The sequence below is a fragment of the Azospirillum sp. UENF 211521 genome (assembly GCF_058780535.1).
Window position 1 is genome coordinate 766,781 of sequence record NZ_JBSNCF010000001.1, and the last position, 16,381, is coordinate 783,161.

At 69.7% G+C, this 16,381-nt stretch carries 14 protein-coding genes; 8 read left to right on the forward strand and 6 right to left on the reverse strand.

The features are described 5' to 3' along the window. Positions 1-75: 75 nt before the first annotated feature. Entirely contained in the window at positions 76-2,001 is a 1,926-nt protein-coding gene (locus tag ACWPN5_RS03640) for a tetratricopeptide repeat protein (RefSeq protein ID WP_492294278.1), read from the reverse strand. A gap of 57 nt (positions 2,002-2,058) precedes the next feature. Then, positions 2,059-3,408: a histidine--tRNA ligase gene (gene hisS, locus ACWPN5_RS03645; protein WP_492294280.1), complete on the reverse strand. Its 1,350-nt coding sequence runs from the start codon at positions 3,406-3,408 to the stop codon at positions 2,059-2,061. Positions 3,409-3,567: 159 nt separating this feature from the next. Here hisS and pyrC point away from each other — a divergent pair, with 159 nt between their 5' ends. Next, on the forward strand, positions 3,568-4,623 hold the full coding sequence (gene pyrC, locus ACWPN5_RS03650; protein WP_492294282.1) for a dihydroorotase: 1,056 nt from the start codon (positions 3,568-3,570) through the stop codon (positions 4,621-4,623). A 16-nt stretch (positions 4,624-4,639) separates the two neighbouring features. Here the strand turns inward: pyrC and ACWPN5_RS03655 are convergent, their stop codons facing one another. Both ACWPN5_RS03655 and xseA read right to left on the reverse strand, forming a co-directional pair. Next, positions 4,640-5,518, reverse strand: coding sequence for an ion transporter (locus ACWPN5_RS03655; RefSeq protein ID WP_492294284.1), 879 nt, complete (start codon positions 5,516-5,518; stop codon positions 4,640-4,642). A gap of 155 nt (positions 5,519-5,673) precedes the next feature. Then, positions 5,674-7,290, reverse strand: a complete 1,617-nt coding sequence (xseA, locus tag ACWPN5_RS03660) for an exodeoxyribonuclease VII large subunit (protein ID WP_492294286.1) — start codon at positions 7,288-7,290, stop codon at positions 5,674-5,676. 75 nt (positions 7,291-7,365) lie between these two features. Here xseA and purD point away from each other — a divergent pair, with 75 nt between their 5' ends. The 4 genes from purD to ACWPN5_RS03680 all read left to right on the forward strand — a co-directional run bounded on the left by purD (position 7,366) and on the right by ACWPN5_RS03680 (position 12,364). After that, complete coding sequence (gene purD, locus ACWPN5_RS03665) at positions 7,366-8,655, forward strand: phosphoribosylamine--glycine ligase (RefSeq protein ID WP_492294288.1); 1,290 nt, start codon at positions 7,366-7,368, stop codon at positions 8,653-8,655. Between the two features lie 267 nt (positions 8,656-8,922). After that, the gene (locus ACWPN5_RS03670) at positions 8,923-10,428 is read left to right on the forward strand and encodes a CHASE2 domain-containing protein (RefSeq protein WP_492294290.1); all 1,506 of its coding nucleotides are present in this window, start codon (positions 8,923-8,925) and stop codon (positions 10,426-10,428) included. Next, on the forward strand, positions 10,425-10,790 hold the full coding sequence (locus ACWPN5_RS03675) for a hypothetical protein (protein WP_145682240.1): 366 nt from the start codon (positions 10,425-10,427) through the stop codon (positions 10,788-10,790). Before ACWPN5_RS03670 ends, ACWPN5_RS03675 begins: the two co-directional genes overlap by 4 nt. Continuing rightward, complete coding sequence (locus ACWPN5_RS03680; protein ID WP_200477333.1) at positions 10,781-12,364, forward strand: M48 family metalloprotease; 1,584 nt, start codon at positions 10,781-10,783, stop codon at positions 12,362-12,364. Before ACWPN5_RS03675 ends, ACWPN5_RS03680 begins: the two co-directional genes overlap by 10 nt. Positions 12,365-12,383: 19 nt before the next feature. Here ACWPN5_RS03680 and ACWPN5_RS03685 read toward each other — a convergent pair whose 3' ends face one another. Then, positions 12,384-12,824, reverse strand: a complete 441-nt coding sequence (locus ACWPN5_RS03685; protein WP_186466042.1) for a nucleoside deaminase — start codon at positions 12,822-12,824, stop codon at positions 12,384-12,386. Between the two features lie 113 nt (positions 12,825-12,937). Between ACWPN5_RS03685 and ACWPN5_RS03690 the strand changes: the two genes are divergently transcribed. The 3 genes from ACWPN5_RS03690 to rsmD are packed head-to-tail and all read left to right on the forward strand — an operon-like array spanning position 12,938 to position 14,999. Continuing rightward, positions 12,938-13,147 carry a dodecin gene (locus ACWPN5_RS03690; protein ID WP_014239544.1) on the forward strand — a complete coding sequence of 70 codons (210 nt, stop codon included), beginning with the start codon at positions 12,938-12,940 and terminating at the stop codon, positions 13,145-13,147. Between the two features lie 60 nt (positions 13,148-13,207). Beyond that, a complete protein-coding gene (locus tag ACWPN5_RS03695; RefSeq protein WP_492294293.1) occupies positions 13,208-14,443 on the forward strand; it encodes a pseudouridine synthase in 1,236 nt (411 codons plus the stop codon). Further along, on the forward strand, positions 14,424-14,999 hold the full coding sequence (rsmD, locus tag ACWPN5_RS03700) for a 16S rRNA (guanine(966)-N(2))-methyltransferase RsmD (RefSeq protein ID WP_492294295.1): 576 nt from the start codon (positions 14,424-14,426) through the stop codon (positions 14,997-14,999). The genes ACWPN5_RS03695 and rsmD overlap by 20 nt, the downstream gene beginning before the upstream one ends. Here rsmD and ACWPN5_RS03705 read toward each other — a convergent pair. Next, positions 14,990-16,180, reverse strand: a complete 1,191-nt coding sequence (locus ACWPN5_RS03705; protein WP_492294297.1) for a calcium-binding protein — start codon at positions 16,178-16,180, stop codon at positions 14,990-14,992. The genes rsmD and ACWPN5_RS03705 overlap by 10 nt on opposite strands. Positions 16,181-16,381 lie beyond the last annotated feature (201 nt).

Here is a 16,381-nt window from a genome sequence, read left to right on the forward strand (position 1 = left end):
CCCCGAAATCGGCGTAACTCAAATTCGTAGCGGACCGTTGCGGCGGCGCCACGAATGCGCCCATCGGTTGTGTGGTTAAGAAACGTGACCGCGCGCTTCCACGAAATCCGTTAACGCCGCGCGCAGGCGGGCGACGACGCCCGACCAGTCGCCCGAGCGGTCCTGGCCGAACACGCGCATGGTCGGGTACCAGGGATTCGCCTCCCGGTTGCCCAGCCAGCGCCAGCAGGCGTCGGCGCGCGACAGCGTCCAGGTCGGCCGTCCCAAGCCGCCCGCGAGATGGCAGACGGAGGTGTCCACCGTGATGACGAGGTCCAGCGTCTCGGCCAGCGCCGCCGTGTCGGCGAAATCGCGGACGCCGGCCATGGGGTCATCGATGTCCATGCCCGCCGGAGCCTCGGCCAACTGCGACGCGCCCGGCCCCATCTGGAGGCTGACGAAGCGCACCCCCGGCACATCGGCCAGGGGGGCCAGGGCGGCCAGCGGCAGGCTGCGCCGTCGGTCGATCGGGCTCGCCACCCCGCGCACCGTGCGCGGCGACCCCGCCCAGACCAGCCCGACCCGCGCCCTTCCGTCCGCCGGCACCCGCGCGCGCCACGCCGCGACGTCGGCGGGATCGGCGCGCAGATAGGGCACCGCGGCCGGGATGCTGTTCAGATCGGTCGCGAAGGCGCGGGGCAGGCTCATCATCGGGATGTGCCGGTCGAAGGCCGGAAGCTCGTCGCCCCAGGCGATGGCGGCGGTCACGCCATCCACCTGTGCCATCAGCCGCACCAGGGCGGGGGAGCAGCCGACGATCACCCGCGCGCCCCGCGCGGCCAGCAGCGGCGCGTAGCGGACGAACTGCAGAGTGTCGCCCAGCCCCTGCTCGGCGTAGAGCAGGATGGTGCGGCCCGCCACATCCTCCGCCCCGGTCCATTGCGGCTGGGCGAAGCCGCGGTGGACCGGGTCGAGTTGCCGGGTCTCCCAGCGCCACTCGAACTCCTCCCACCCCTCGCGGAGCTGGCCGGAGGCGAGCAGGGCGACGGCGAGCGCGAGATGGGCCTCGGCGTCGGCGGGGGCGAGGCGGATGGCCTCCCGCCCGGCGGCGACGGCCTCGTCGCGGCGGCCCTCGTGCAGCAGGAGGGACAGGCGGTTGCGGTGGAAGGCCGCCCGCTGGGGGGCGAGGCGCGTCGCCCGCGCGCCCTGGCGCAACGCCTCCGCGACGCGGACGGTCTGCTCCAGCAGCGGCACCATGTTGCCGTAGGCGTCGGCGTTGCCGGGGTCCAGAACCACCGCCCGGCGCCCGGCCCGCTCGGCGTCGTCGAAGCGGCCCAGCGTGACCAGCAGATGGACGAGGTTGGCCTGCGCCTCGGCCAGCGTGGGGTCGAGCCGCAACGCCTCGTCCAGCGCCGCCACGGCGCCCTCCGGGTCGCCCGTCTGGGCCAGCGCGGCGCCGAGCATGCGGTGCGCCTCGGCGCGCTGCGGGGCGAGGGTGCGCGCCTTGCGGAAGGCATCGGTGGCGCCCGCCCAGTCGGCGGCGGCGTAGAGCCGCAGGCCGGCCCGCTCGAAGGCCTCGGCCAGCGGTTCGCTGTCGGTGGCGGCGCTGGCCGTCAGGGCGCGGTTCAGGGCGCGGTGGGCGGCAGGGCCATCGCCGGCCTCGGTCAGGGCGCCGCCCAGGGCGAACCAGTCAGCGGCGCCGTCGGGCTTCAAGGCGAGAACGGTGCGGAAGGCGGCGGCGGCCTGCGCCGCCCCGTCCGGCGTGCCCAGCGCCATCAGGGCCTTGCCAAGATTGCCGTGGACATCGGCGGCGAGCGGCAGCCGGGCCGCCGCCTTGCGGATCATCGCCACACCGTCCGCCACGCGGCCGGTCTGGGCCGCCAGCAGCCCGCCGAAATGCAGGGCGTGGGGGTTGTCCGGGTCCGCCGCCAGGATGCGGCCGTAGAGCTGCCGCGCCTCCTCCAGCCGCCCGGACAGATGATGGTCGAGCGCGAGGTTCAGGGCTTCGGCGACGGTGGCCATGGGCGGGGCTCACTGCGGTGGACGATCCCTCTCCCCAAGGGGGGAGAGGGGACAGCGTTAGGCTCCCAGCAGGTCCTTCGCCTTGGCGGCGAGGTCGGCCAGCGGGACTTCGACCTGCTCGCCCTTCACCAGATGCTTCAGCGTCGCCGTGCCGCGCGCCTTCTCGTCGGAGCCCATCAGGACGACCAGCGGAATGCCCGCCTTGTCGGCGTATTTCATCTGCTTGGCGAGCTTGCCGCCGTCGAGCTGGATTTCCGTGTTGATGCCCGCCGCCCGCAACGCCGTCGCGAGCCCGTAATAGTCGGCGGACAGGGCCGGGTCCATCTGCGTCACCAGGACCTGGGCGGTGGCGCCGCCGTCCTTGATGATGCCGGCCTCCATCAGCTGGTAGAACAGCCGCGTCGCGCCGATGGAGATGCCCACACCCGGCAGCTTCGACTTGGTGTAGTGGCTGGCGAGGTTGTCGTAGCGCCCGCCGGAGCACACGCTGCCGATGCCCGGATGGTCGTTCAGGAAGGTCTCGTAGACCGTGCCGGTGTAGTAGTCGAGGCCGCGCGCGATGGCGAGGTTGATGCGCACGATGCCGTCCGGCACCTGGAACGCCTTCAGCCCCTCGATGACCGTGGTCAGCTCCGAAACACCCTGGAGGAAGGTCTCGTTCTCGATGCCCAGCGCGCCGAGCGCGGCGAGCGTGTCCTCGTTGCTGCCCTTGGCGTCGATCAGCGACAGGATCTTCTCCGCCGCGTCGGCGGTCATGCCGAGGCCGGTCAGGCTGGCCTGCACCTTGTCGCGGCCGATCTTGTCCAGCTTGTCGATCTCGCGCAGGACCAGGACGCGCTTCTCCGCGTCGTCCACGCCCAGCCCGTCGAGCAGGCCGAGCAGGACCTTGCGGTTGTTCACGTTGATGGTGAAGCCGCCGAAGTCCAGTTCGCTGAAGACGTGGTAGATGACCGCCGGGATCTCCGCGTCGTAATGGGCGGACAGGCTGTCCTTGCCGATCACGTCGATGTCGCACTGGTAGAATTCGCGGAAGCGCCCGCGCTGCGCCCGTTCCCCGCGGTAGACGCGCTGGATCTGGTAGCGGCGGAAGGGGAAGGCGAGGTCGCGCTCATGCTCCGCCACGTAGCGGGCGAGCGGCACCGTCAGGTCGAAGCGCAGCGCGATGTCCGGCTTGTTCCCCTGCTGGAGGGCGCCGGTGGACTGCACGAAATAGACCTGCTTCTCGGTCTCGCCACCGGACTTGGTCAGCAGGGTGTCCACCGTCTCGAACACCGGGGTTTCCACCGGCACGAAGCCGAACCGCTCGTAGCCGCGGCGGATGGTGTCGAGAAGACGCTGGAAGGCGACCTGCTGGCGCGGCAGCAGTTCCATCGTTCCGGGCGGGGTGCGGGGGGTAATGAGGCTCATCGGCGCGGGTCCGGCTTCGAATGTCCCTAGGGATTCGGCTAGGGTTCTAGCGGCTTTCGCCGCTTCCGTCACCATTGCCGTGGCCCGTTACCGTTGAGCGGGGAACCGTAAGGGGCTAGAACTCCGGCAAACCTCCCCATTCCGCGCCCCGGAGCCGCCATGCCCACCGACCGTCTCGTCCTCCGCCGTCCCGACGACTGGCATGTGCACCTGCGCGACGGCGCCATGCTCAAGGCGGTGCTGCCCTTCACCGCCCACCAGTTCGGCCGCGCCATCATCATGCCGAACCTGAAGCCGCCGGTGACCCGCACGGCCGACGCCGTGGCCTACCGCGAGCGCATCCTGGCGGCCCTGCCGGCGGGCCAGTCCTTCACGCCGCTGATGACCGCCTACCTGACCGACGGCACCGACGCCGATGATCTGGCTCAGGGCTTCGAGGACGGCGTGTTCGCCGCCGCCAAGCTCTACCCGGCCAACGCCACCACCAACAGCGCCCACGGGGTGACCGACCTCGGCAAGATCGCGCCGGTTCTGGAGCGCATGGCGGAGATCGGCATGCCGCTGCTGATCCACGGCGAGGTGACCGACTCCCATGTCGACATCTTCGACCGCGAGGCGGTGTTCCTGGAGCGCACCCTCGGCCCGCTGCTGGAGCGCTACGCGGCGCTGCGCGTGGTGCTGGAGCACGCGACCACCGCGGAGGCCGTGGCCTTCGTCCGCGCGCACGCCGCCTCGGGCCGGGTCGGCGCGACGATCACGGCGCACCATCTGCTGATCAATCGCAGCCACCTGTTCGCCGGCGGCATCCGCCCGCACCTCTACTGCCTGCCCATCGCCAAGCGCGAGACGCACCGCGTGGCGCTGGTCGAGGCGGCGACCTCGGGCGAGGGGCCGTTCTTCCTGGGCACCGACACCGCCCCGCACACGGTGACCGCGAAGGAGAGCGCCTGCGGCTGCGCCGGCTGCTTCACCGCCGCCAACGCCATGGAGCTCTACGCCGAGGCCTTCGAGGAGGCGGGCGCGCTGGACAAGCTGGAGGCCTTCGCCAGCCTGAACGGCCCACGCTTCTACGGCCTGCCGGTCAACGAGGACAAGGTGGTGCTGGAGCGCACGCCGTCCACGACGCCGGACATCGTGCTGACCGCCGACGGCGAGGCCGTGCTGCCCTTCCGCAGCGGCGAGACGACCCGCTGGAGCTTCGTCGGGGCCGCCTGAGGCCGGTCGCCCGGTATCAGTCGCCGGCACCGGAGAGGGCCGGGCGCGAAACCCGGTCCTCCGCCGTCCGGCGCTGCCCGTCCAGCGCCAAGCGCAGGGCGGCGACCTCTTCGCGCAGGCTCCGCAGTTCCTCGGCCACGGGGTGGGTTCCGTCGGGGATGGCGGCGTCGCCGCTCTCCGGGCTCCCCTGGTCCTGCAGGGCCTGCAGCGCGTTCACGATCACTGCGACGCACAGGTTCAGCATCGTGAAGGTCGCCGCCATGATGAAGGGCACGAAGAAGGCCCAGGCGTAGGGGTGGACCTCCATCACCGGCCGCACGATGCCCATCGACCAGCTTTCCAGCGTCATGATCTGGAACAGCGAGTAGAGCGACGCGCCCAGCGTGCCGAACCAGTCCGGGAAATCCGCGCCGAACAGCTTGGTCGCCATCACACCGGCCACGTAGAACAGCAGCGCCTGCAGCAGGATGATCATCGCCAGTCCGGGCAGCGATGTCACCAGGGCATGGACGATCATCCGCAGCCGCGGCATGACGGTGACGAGGCGGAAAACGCGCAGCACGCGCAGGGTGCGCAGGACCATGACGCCCGGACCGAACGGGGCCAGGGTGACTAGGACCAAAGCGAAATCGAACAGGTTCCAGCCGTCCCGGAAGAAGGACCGCCCGCGATGGCCGATGCGCAGCGCCAGCTCCACGGTGAAGACGGCCAGGATCGCGTCGTCGAGCGCGCCCAGCAGCGGCCCGATGGTGTCCGACACCGCGGGCGACGTGTCCAACCCCAGCACGATCGCGTTCAGTAGGATCAACCCGAACACGGCCTTCTGGCCGCGGTCGCTTTCGATCCAGATTCCGGCCCGCGCCAACGGGCCGATCGAGGCGGCGCGCTGCTCCATATCCTTCCCCTCCGGTATCGCCGGGCATCGGTCCGGCGGCGCACCACTATAAGTGATGCGGGGAGGGGGCTCGCGGTGGAAGTGCCCAAGTCGTCCGGCAGTCCGCTCCAGTCCGGTGCTCCGGAATGGAGCAAATCCACCGTGGGGCCGATGGATTAGAACAGGCTTCCCTGTGTCGGCGGGCGCTGCGGCTTCTTCGGCTCCGCTTTTGGTCTGGCAGTCCTCGGCTTCGGCTCCGGAACCGCGGTGGGAGGTGGACCATCGACCCGCGGCCCGCCGTCCACCGTCGCGGCGGCTTTGCCGTCGGCGAAGACCAGCGACACCGCCAAACCCGGCGTGGCCTGGGCGGCGCTGGTCAGCGGCCGGCCGTCGCCGGACTGCACCAGGGCGAAGCCGCGCTCCAGCACGCCCTTGTAGGAGTAGCTTTCCAGGAGCTGCCCCACCGCCGTCAGCCTTGCCGCGCGCTCCTCCACTGCCTTGCCGTAGCTGCGGCCCAGGCGCGGCGTCAGGTCGGACAGCCGCCGGCTGCCGTCGCCGAACTTCACCCGGATCGGGCCGAGCGTCAGCCGCCCGCTCACCCGCTCATACTGGCCGCGCGCCGCAATGACGGCGTGGCGCAGCGCGCCGTCGAGCGCGCGGGATTCCGACGCCAGCCGCTGCCCGGCTTCGGCCAGCTTCTCGCGCGGGTGGCGCAGCGCAGCGCCCAGCTCGTTCAGGCGGGTGTGGCGGCGGTCGAGGAGCGAGGCGGCGGCCAGCGCCAGCCGCTCCGCCCGGTCGTCCAGCCGCTGGGCGTGGCTTTCCAGCAGGGCGCGCGGGTCGCCGAGGCCGCGGGCCAGCCCCTCCACCCGCGTCCGCCGCTCGACCAGCAGGCGGGTGGCGGCGCCGACCATGCGCCGCTCGTCGTCCAGCACCTGGGCCAGCAGTTCCGCCCGCACCGGAACGGCCATTTCCGCCGCCGCTGTGGGGGTGGGGGCGCGGCGGTCGGACGCGAAGTCGATCAGGGTGGTGTCGGTCTCGTGCCCGACCGCCGAGATCAGCGGGATGCGGCTGGCCGCCGCCGCGCGGACGACGTTCTCCTCGTTGAAGGCCATCAGGTCCTCCAGCGAGCCGCCGCCGCGCGCCACGATCAGCAGATCCGGGCGCGGCACCGGGCCGCCGGGCGGGATGCGGTTGAAGCCCTCGATCGCCGCGGCGACCTCCGCCGCCGCCCGCTCCCCCTGCACGGCGACCGGCCAGAGCAGGACCCGGCGCGGGAAACGGTCGTGCAGCCGGTGCAGGATGTCGCGGATGACCGCCCCGGTGGGGGAGGTGACGACGCCGATCACGTCGGGCAGGAAGGGGATGGGCTTCTTGCGCCCGGCATCGAACAGCCCCTCCGCCGCGAGGCGCTTCTTGCGCTCCTCCAGCATCTTCAGCAGGGCGCCCTCGCCGGCCAGCTCCATCGACTCGATGATAAGCTGGTATTGCGAGCGTCCGGGGTAGGTCGTCATGCGCCCGGTGACGATGACCTCCAGCCCCTCCGCCGGCTGGATGGCCAGCTTCGACGCGGTGCCGCGCCAGCACACCGCCTCGATCACCGCCGTGTCGTCCTTCAGGCGGAGGTAGCAGTGGCCGGAGCTGTGGCGCTTGGGCTGGGAGATCTCGCCGCGCACGCGGACGAAGCCGAACTCCTCCTCAATGCTGCGCTTCAGGCGACGGGCGAGGTCGCCCACCGAGAATTCCGGAAGGTTCGAGCCGGGGCGCGGCTCGGGGGCGATCAGCGGAGAGGTCATATCAAGGTCTTGAGTCATGGCGGCACCATGATACAAGGCGCGGTGTCGGCAACAAGCGTGGAAGGACGAGGTGCCATGAAAGTCCTGGTGGTCGGGTCGGGTGGGCGCGAGCATGCGCTGTGCTGGGCCATTCAGAACTCGCCGCTGTGCGACACGCTCTACTGTGCGCCGGGCAACGCCGGCATCGCGGACGTGTCCGAATGCGTCGCCATCGGCGCGGAGGACGTGGACGCCCTGGTCCGCTTCGCCCAGGACAAGGCCATTGACTTCGTGGTGGTCGGGCCGGAAGGGCCGCTGGTGCTCGGCCTCGTCGACAAGCTGACCGCCCTTGGCATCAAGGCCTTCGGCCCCAGCGCGGCGGCGGCGGAGCTCGAGGGCTCCAAGGGCTTCATGAAGGACATCCTGGCCAAGTACGGCGTGCCGACCGCCGCCTATGGCCGCTTCAAGGATGTCGAGGCCGCCAAGGACTTCGTGCGCAAGAACGGCGCCCCCATCGTGGTCAAGGCCGACGGTCTGGCCGCCGGCAAGGGCGTGACGGTCGCCCGCACCGAGGAGGAAGCCTTCGCCGCCATCGACGAGGCCCTGGTCGAGGGCCGCTTCGGCGCCGCCGGGGCCGAGGTGGTGGTTGAGGAGTTCCTGGACGGCGAGGAGGTCAGCTTCTTCGCGCTGTGCGACGGCGAATCGGCCCTGCCGCTGGCCTCGGCCCAGGACCACAAGGCGGTGGGCGACGGCGACACCGGCCCGAACACCGGCGGCATGGGCGCCTACTCCCCGGCCCCGGCGCTGACCCCGGACCTCCAGGCCCGCGTGATGCGCGAGATCGTCGAGCCGACGGTCAAGGGCATGGCGGCGGAGGGGCGCCCCTTCAAGGGCGTGCTGTTCGCCGGCCTGATGATCGGCAAGGACGCCGACGGCAATCCGGTGCCGAAGACGCTGGAATTCAACGTCCGCTTCGGCGACCCGGAATGCCAGACGCTGATGATGCGCCTGAAGTCCGACGCGCTGGCCGCGCTGATCGCGGCGGCGGATGGCCAGTTGAAGAACATCGACCTGCGCTGGCACGACGAGACGGCGCTCTGCGTCGTCATGGCCGCGAACGGCTATCCCGGCGACTACGTGAAGAACACGGAGATCAAGGGTTTCGAGGTGGCCAACGCGGTGGAGGGCGTGACCGTCTTCCACGCCGGCACGAAGCGGTCGGACGATGGCCGGGTGCTGTCGACCGGCGGGCGCGTGCTGGGCGTGACCGCCAAGGCCCCGACCGTGGCCGAGGCGCAGAAGCGCGCTTATCAGGGCGTGGACGCGCTGGATTGGCCGGACGGCTTCTGCCGCCGCGACATCGGCTGGCGGGCGGTGGGGCGCTGAGGAGCCAAGTCCGACGGAGTCTGAGCGCGGAGGAGTGGCGACGCTCCTCCGCTTTTGTTTGCGCGCTCGCTCCGGCCCCGGCGCGGCTGAGCGTCCTGCTTGTGGATGATGGCGTCGCTGCATATGGAGATATGCAGACTTGCGAAAAAATAACTAAAAATTAACATTGTTCTTTGCCGCTGTCCCGTTAAAATTGCAACGGGTTTCAGCTTTGTTTTTTAGAGAGAAACTGGCTGGCACGTTGTCAAAGGACCAGAGGCCGCCGTTATGCCGCTTCGTGGCGCAAAGGGAACTTTCGAAACCGCCCGCCGCGCTTGGCAAGGCTTCATCGCTTGTCTGTTCCTGCAGTGTACCGGATGGCGGCGGCTGGGCGACCGGCTGCTCAAACTCTCATTCGTTCCGGCACTGATTGTTTCGGCGGCGGTCTTCAACCCTTTGGACATCAGCGGCTCCAGCGGTCGAACCTCTCTGGATGCCTATCGCCGGATCGCCACCAGCGTCTATCCCGATAAGGGGCAAAAGAAAATTGTCGTCGTTCAGATCGACGACACGTCACTTGCTGTGAATGGTGAATCCTATCCGCCGTCGTTCGATTTCTACGCACGTCTTATTCAAAAACTAAAGGACGCCGGGGCTGAAAGCATCCTCCTGGATTTGATGATCATCGACAGGAACAGGCCTGGAGAGCCGGGTGGTCTGGATCGCCTTGTCAGCGCGATCGCGGATTTTCCGGTTTTCATGACGGTCGCGCGCAGCAGCCAGCAGGATGACTCGGGGTGCGCGACCGCCGGCCGGCAGAACGTGGAGGACCTGCGCCTTGCGGTGAAAGGAGAGCCTCACCCCCTGATCCGCGACGGGGCGTCCCATGTCGATCTGTTTCCGGACAGCTATTGCGGTTCGCCGCGGCTTTCAGCGGCTCTGGCGGTCTACAACGAGTATTGCGGGCGGAGTGAGGCGTGCCAGGGCAGCCGGAACGATCCGCTGGTCAATCCGGACGCCTTTCGGAACATGACCCTGACCATCGAGTGGGGGCGTGTCTGGCCGGCCGGGGCGGAGGCCGTGCATCCTGACCACCGGCGCCTTGCGGCGGGGTGCCCCGACGGTTCCCTCCTGGACAAGGCCGGCAATTTCCTTCGGACGTTGATGCCGTTCGAGAGCGGCGTCCTGTCCAACGCCCCGGCGGATTGCCGCTATCATCCGGTCATCCGGGCGGAATGGCTGACGGCACCGGAATCGGCGACGGGTGTCGACGGCAAAGCCCTGGCGGATTTGCTGGCCGGCCGGATCGTGGTGGTGGGGGCGATGTTCTCCGGCGTCCAGGATGTCGGCCCGTCGCCCGTGTTCGGCATCGTGCCCGGCATGTTCCTGCACGCCATGGCGATCGACAACCTGATCGTTCGCGGCGCCGGCTTCATGAAGGAGTGGAGCAAGCTCGGGCTTGGCGATCTCGACCTGTCGGTGCTGGTGGAACTTGCCGCCATGGCGCTCGTCGCACTTGCCGCCCGTAGGATCGGCATCTGGCTCGCCCCGCGGACGTTGCTGTCGGCGGTGGCATGGACCCTGCTGCTCATGGCGGCTGGGTCGCTTGTCGGCCTCGCTTTCTCGACTTGGTTGGTATGGCTCACCGGCTTGGAACCGGTGAACTGGATCGGCGTCGCCGTTGCCGGCGCGGCGATCGCCGGCCCGGCCCGCATCGTGCTCGCCAAACGGTTCGAAGAGCTTCGCGTGCTGGAAGCACAGGAAAAGTCACAGAGCAATGGAGGAAACGCGTGATCAGAATGTCCGCTGTGGTCTTGGCCGCCCTGTGCTCGTTCGCGGTGTCCGCGATGGCTCAGGAAAAGATCAAGATCGAAAAGATCATGTTCGGTTCCGGGGGCATGATCGCCGTGTTCGATGAGAAGGGCGGCAAGAAGGGAGAACTGCCCAAGGAGGCGTTCCCGTCGGTTCCCTTCGATGCCGCCGACTACAACCGCAACACCCGCTCTGTGAAGGTGAACGCGGGCGGTCAGGAGGTGTGGCTCAGCCCGTTCCAGGTGCAGGTGTCGGCCAAGGCCCAGGTGCTCACCGAATGCCAGACGGCTCAACGGGTCAGCGGAACGACCTTCTCGTCGCGGGGCGCCTCCGAATGCAAATGAACGCCGCCTTGCGTCGCCCGCTCGTTCCCGCCCTGCTCGGCCTGACCCTGCTCGCCGGCGGATGCAAGTCGCTCGACACGCTGACCACGGAACTCAGCGGCAAGCGAACCTACGAGTCCGTCCCCGCGCGCTTCGTCGAGGTCGCGGAGCAGCGGCGTGTCCCGGACGCCGGGGGCAGCTCCCTGACGGCGCTCGCCGCATCGCTGCAGAAGCCGTCGGGTGCGTCGGCGCGGTCGCTCGACGGCCGTGACCCGCTGCCGCCGGGCACGCGCGAGCTGGCGGGGGCGGAACCGTTGCAGCGTTACGCCAACCAGATCCTGGCGCGTCTTCTGAAGGCATGGCCCCACGCCAAGCCGTCCGTCACCATCGTCGTGACCAACAACCCCGCCTATGTGGCGGAGGCTGTTCCGGCTGGCACCATCCTGGTTTCGCAGGGGGTGTTCGTGAACTCCGAGAACGAGGATGAACTGGCCTTCATCCTGGCTCACGAAGTGTCGCACCTTCTGCTCAACCACATGGACGCCGACCGCCAGCACGCGGCGCAGAAGACGGTCGAGGACACCGGGATGGGGACGCTGCTCTCCGCGGCTCCCCGCTCCAACCCGGACATGGCCAGGAACGCGGCGCTGATCTACACGACCTACCGGACGTTCCAGGACACCGTGGCGCAACCGTCGTGGGCTCGCCAGCAGGAGGACGAGGCCGACCTTCTCGGCTTCGATCTTCTGGAGAAGGCCGGGTACAACACCAACGTCTTTCAGGTCGTGATGGAGCGCTTCGCCGACGACGCGCGCAAGCAGAGCGCCAAGGCCGAGGAAGAGCGCAAGGCACTCGAAGACCAGATCAATGCGCTGATGCAGTCGGGGCAGTACAGCGCGGGCATCAACGCCGCCTTCAAGGAATTGTCGGCCGGTCCGTCCAAGATTTTTGGTGAAATCGGCAAGCAACTGCGCATGGGCCACAATTCCGCGGAGCAGCGCTTCGCGGATTTGAGCGCCTATGCGGTCCGGGAACAGCTGTTCGAGGGCGCGGCCCGGGACAAGAACACGGTGGGTTACGAGAAGGTCGTGTTCCAGGGGGCGGCGCTGAAGGCGCTGTCGCGCAGCGTCCTGGTGCAGCGCGCGGAGAGCCTGATCGCGAAGGAGCGTCTCGCCGAGGCGGAGGCCGCCCTGAAGGAGGTCGCCAAGGGGGGCTTCGAGTCCGATCCCTATCTGCGGATGACCTACTACCGGCTTCACACCAAGCAGAACCGGCCGGACCTCGCGGTGAAGGATCTCGAGATCGCCGTCAAAAGCGCCTCAGCTCCGCCGGAGGCGTTCGATCTGCTGATCGCCGAGCATCGGGCCGCCGGCCGGGCGTCCCAGGCTCTGGTCGCCCTCGACGCCAAGGACCGCCGCTTCGGCGGGGCTGAGCGGGGCTATCCGCTCCGCATCCGGCTGCTGGTCGAGGCCGGCCGCACGCCGGAGGCCGGGTCCGTGGTCGAGCGCTGCCGCGCGGTGCGGGGCCCGCTGGTCCGCGAGTGCGAGGACGCGTGGAGTCAGGCGACGGTGGCCAGCCTGTCCCAGCCGCAGTGACGAAACGCCGCCCCGGCACTCACCCGGGGCGGCGCTCCCTGAAGAACTCCCGCAGCATCTCCGCCGCCCGCGTCTCGTCGATGCCGCCGTAGACGTCCGGGGCGTGGTGGCAGGTGGGCTGGTGGTAGAAGCGGGGGCCGTGCTCCACCCCGCCGCCCTTGGGGTCGTAGGCGCCGAAATAGACCCGCCGCAGCCGGGCGAAGCTGATCGCCGCGGCGCACAGCGCGCAAGGCTCCAGCGTCACATAGAGGTCCAGCCCCGGCAGGCGCGGCTCGCCGAGCGCTGTGCAGGCGGCGCGGATCGCCAGCACCTCGGCGTGGGCGGTGGGGTCGTTCAACTCTTCCGTCCGGTTGCCGGCGCGGGCCAGCACGGCGCCGGTCGCCGGATCGACCAGCACGGCACCCACCGGCACCTCCCCGCGGGATGCGGCGGCTTCGGCCTCCTCGAAGGCGATGTCCATGGGGGAGGGGGGGCGGCTCATGCGGGGCACCCTGCCCGGCGGTCCCTGTTTTCGTCAAGCCGCGGAACGCCCTCCGGCGTTGTTAAGCATCGGACGAAACAGGGAGGACGATCATGAGCAACCATGTCTACAAGAAGGTGGAAATCGTCGGCACCGCCGAGACCACCATCGACGACGCCATCCGCAACGGCATCGAGCGGGCGTCCAAGACGCTGAAGAACGTGGACTGGTTCGAGGTGGGCGAGATCCGCGGCCACGTCAGCGGTGGAAAGGTCGCCCACTTCCAGGTGGTGATGAAGGTCGGCTTCCGCCTCGAAGAATAACGGCGGGGACCCCGTGCCGTGGGTTGCGGGCGGGGCTTGCAAGCCCTATGGTCCGTGCCCATGGACACCCCCGATTACGAACATTCCAAAGCCATGCCCGGCGCCGCCGATGCGGACGCGGGCGAGCCCGATGCCGGCGAGCGCATCGCCAAGCGGCTGGCGCGCGCGGGCTTGTGCTCGCGACGCGACGCCGAGCGCTGGATCACCGACGGCCGCGTGGCCGTCAACGGCACGACCCTGGACAGCCCGGCCTGCGTCGTGCGGTCCGGCGATGTCGTGCAGGTGGACGGCAAGGTCATCCCCGAGCCGGAACCGGCGCGGCTGTGGCGCTATTACAAGCCGTCCGGGCTGGTCACCACCGCCCGCGACGAGAAGGGGCGCACCACCGTCTTCGAACGGCTGCCGCCGGACATGCCGCGCGTCATCTCGGTCGGTCGGCTCGACCTGACGACCGAAGGGCTGCTGCTGCTGACCAACGACGGCGAGCTGGCCCGCTTCCTGGAACTGCCGGCCACCGGCTGGACCCGCCGCTACCGCGTGCGCGTCTTCGGCGAGGTGAACGAGGTGAAGCTGGCCGAGCTGGCGAAGGGACCGACCATCGAGGGGGTGAAGTACGGTCCCATCGAAGCCGTTCTCGACCGCATCCAGGGCCGCAACGCCTGGCTGACCGTCAGCCTGAAGGAAGGTAAGAACCGCGAGATCCGCAAGGTGATGGAGGCCTTGGACCTCCAGGTGAACCGGCTGATCCGCGTCGCCTACGGCCCCTTCCAGCTCGGCAAGCTGGAGGAGAGCGCCGTCGAGGAGGTGCCGAAGCGCGTCGTGCGCGAGCAGGTGTCCCAATTCTTCACCGGCGCCGATCCGGCGGAGGATGGCAAGGCCAAGGGCAAGACCTCTGCCGCCAAGACCTCTTCCGCCAAGGCCGCCGCCAAGAGCGAGAGCACTGGCACCGAAGGCGCCAAGGGCCGTTCCGCCGCTCCGGCGAAGGCGTCCAAGCCGCGCGACGCCAAGGCCGGCTGGGCCAAGGCGGAGCCGAAGGCCGCGTCCGAGCGGCGCGGCCCGGCCAAGCCGGCCTCGGGCGGCTACGCTTCCGGGAAGCCCGCTTCCGCTAGGCCCGCTTCCACCAAACCGGACGGCAAGCCGGCGGGCAAGCCCGGCACGCTGACGCTGAAGGGCGGCAAGCCCGGCGGGAGCCCAGGCGGCGGCAAGCCAGGGCCGAAGCCGCGCGGCGGCGGTGGCGCGCCGTCCGAGGGCGGCGGCCGGGGGCCGGAGCGGACCCGTGCGGATCGTCGGCGGTAAGCACCGCGGGCGGCGGCTGGCCGCCCCGGCGGGGAGCGACACGCGGCCGACCACCGACCGCACCCGCGAATCCCTGTTCAACATCCTGTCCCACGCCGACTGGGGGCCGGACGGCGCCGACCTGCTGGAGGGCGCCGTCGTCGTGGACGCCTTCTGCGGAACCGGCGCCCTGGGGCTGGAGTCGCTGTCCCGCGGGGCCGCCCACGCCAGCTTCCTCGACCTGGGCCGCGCCGCGCTCGACGCCGTTCGGGCCAACGTCGCGGCGCTGGGGGAGGGGGCGAACGCCGCGGTCCTGCGCGCCGACGCCACCCGTCCGCCGTCACCGCTCCGCCCCTGCACGCTGGGCTTCCTCGACCCGCCCTACGGCCAGGATCTGGCGCCGAGGGCGCTGGCCGGGCTGGCGAAGGCCGGCTGGCTGGCCCCTGGCGCCGTCCTGGTGGTCGAGGTCGCCGGGCGCGACCCGCTGCCCCTGCCGCCCGGCTTCGCGGAGCTGGACGAGCGCCGCTACGGCGACACCCGCGTCCAGTTCCTGCGGTACGGGCTGCCTCAGCCGTAGGTGAAGAAGGCCGAGGTGACTTGGTTCGGAGCGATGCCGGCCAGGGTCAGCCGGTCGCCGCCGCCGAAGTCGAGCAGGGCGCTGCCGCTGCCGTCCGATCCCAGGCGGTAGGTCATGTTGGAGGCGATCTGGATGCGGTCGTTCTGCGCGCGGCTGAAATCAGCGATGCGGTCCTGACCACCGCCGCGGGTGAAGACGAACAGGTCCGCCCCCGAGCCGCCCCACAGCGTGTCGTTGCCGGCATCGCCCCACAGCGTGTCGTTCCCCTCGTCCCCCATCAGCAGGTCGGCGCCCGAGCCGCCATGGAGTGCGTCGTTGCCGGCCTGCCCGCGCAGCGTGTCGTTTCCGGCGTCGCCCCACAGCAGGTCGTTGCCGGCGCCGCCGAACAGCTGATCGTTGCCGCTCAGCCCGCTCAGCGTGTCGTTGCCCGCCCCGCCATAGAGGCTGTCGGCCCAGGTGTTGCCGGTCAGCGTCAGATTCTTCGGGATCTCGACGATCTGGAAGGTCTTGCCGGTGAACTGCTCGGCGTAATAGTCGATGGAGTTCATGTAGTTGGGGCGCAGCGTCGGCGTCAGGTCCGACATGATGGTGCCGGTGGCGGCGAAGTTGCCGTAGGTGGCTCCGCCCGCATACTCGTCGAAGGCGCCGATCATGTGTCCGAACTCGTGGGCCGCCAGCTCGTCCTGGTAATCGGGACCCCAGTCGGTCTGGGTGCACCAGTTCAGCATGTCGCAGCGCCCGTAGCTGTTGCTGACGTTCACGTTGTAATGCTGGTTCCCGGCCGCCACGAACTGCACGTCGAAGCGGATGGCGTAGCTGCTGGTGCCGTCCGACAGGCTGTACTTGTCGCCCCAGATCCCCTCGATCCCCTGCTCCCAGACCTGCTTCAGCGACCCGGCGTCGTCGCCGGTCAGGTGGATGCGGGTCTGCACGGTGAAGGCCGTGCCATCGAAGCCGAGGTCGTATTTCACGTCCCAGCCGAACCCGCCATCCGCCCGCGTCTCCGCGTAGTTGATGGTCACCGGGGCGAAGCTGGTGGGAACCGGCGCCGCGGGAGCCGCCGCCAGGGTGCCGGCGTTGTTCCCGTAGCTGTAGCTGACGGCCTGCGTCGTGGTGGTCTGGGTGGCGGGGCTCTGGGCGGCCCCGTTCCGGGCGGCGTTCTGGCGCATGGCACGCTTCATGGCACGATTCCCCTGGTTCTGTGCGTCTTGGGGGACATCATGCGGGCAGGATTGAAGGCTTTCTTGTGACTTTAACTATACATTAACCTTTTTCCTAAGGGCGTAGGACACCCCCTTACGGTTGGCTCGGCGGAGCGGCGGGACCTCGGCCGGTCGGCCCTGTTATGGCCTAGGACGAGCGGCGGCGGGCGCCGCGTCTGG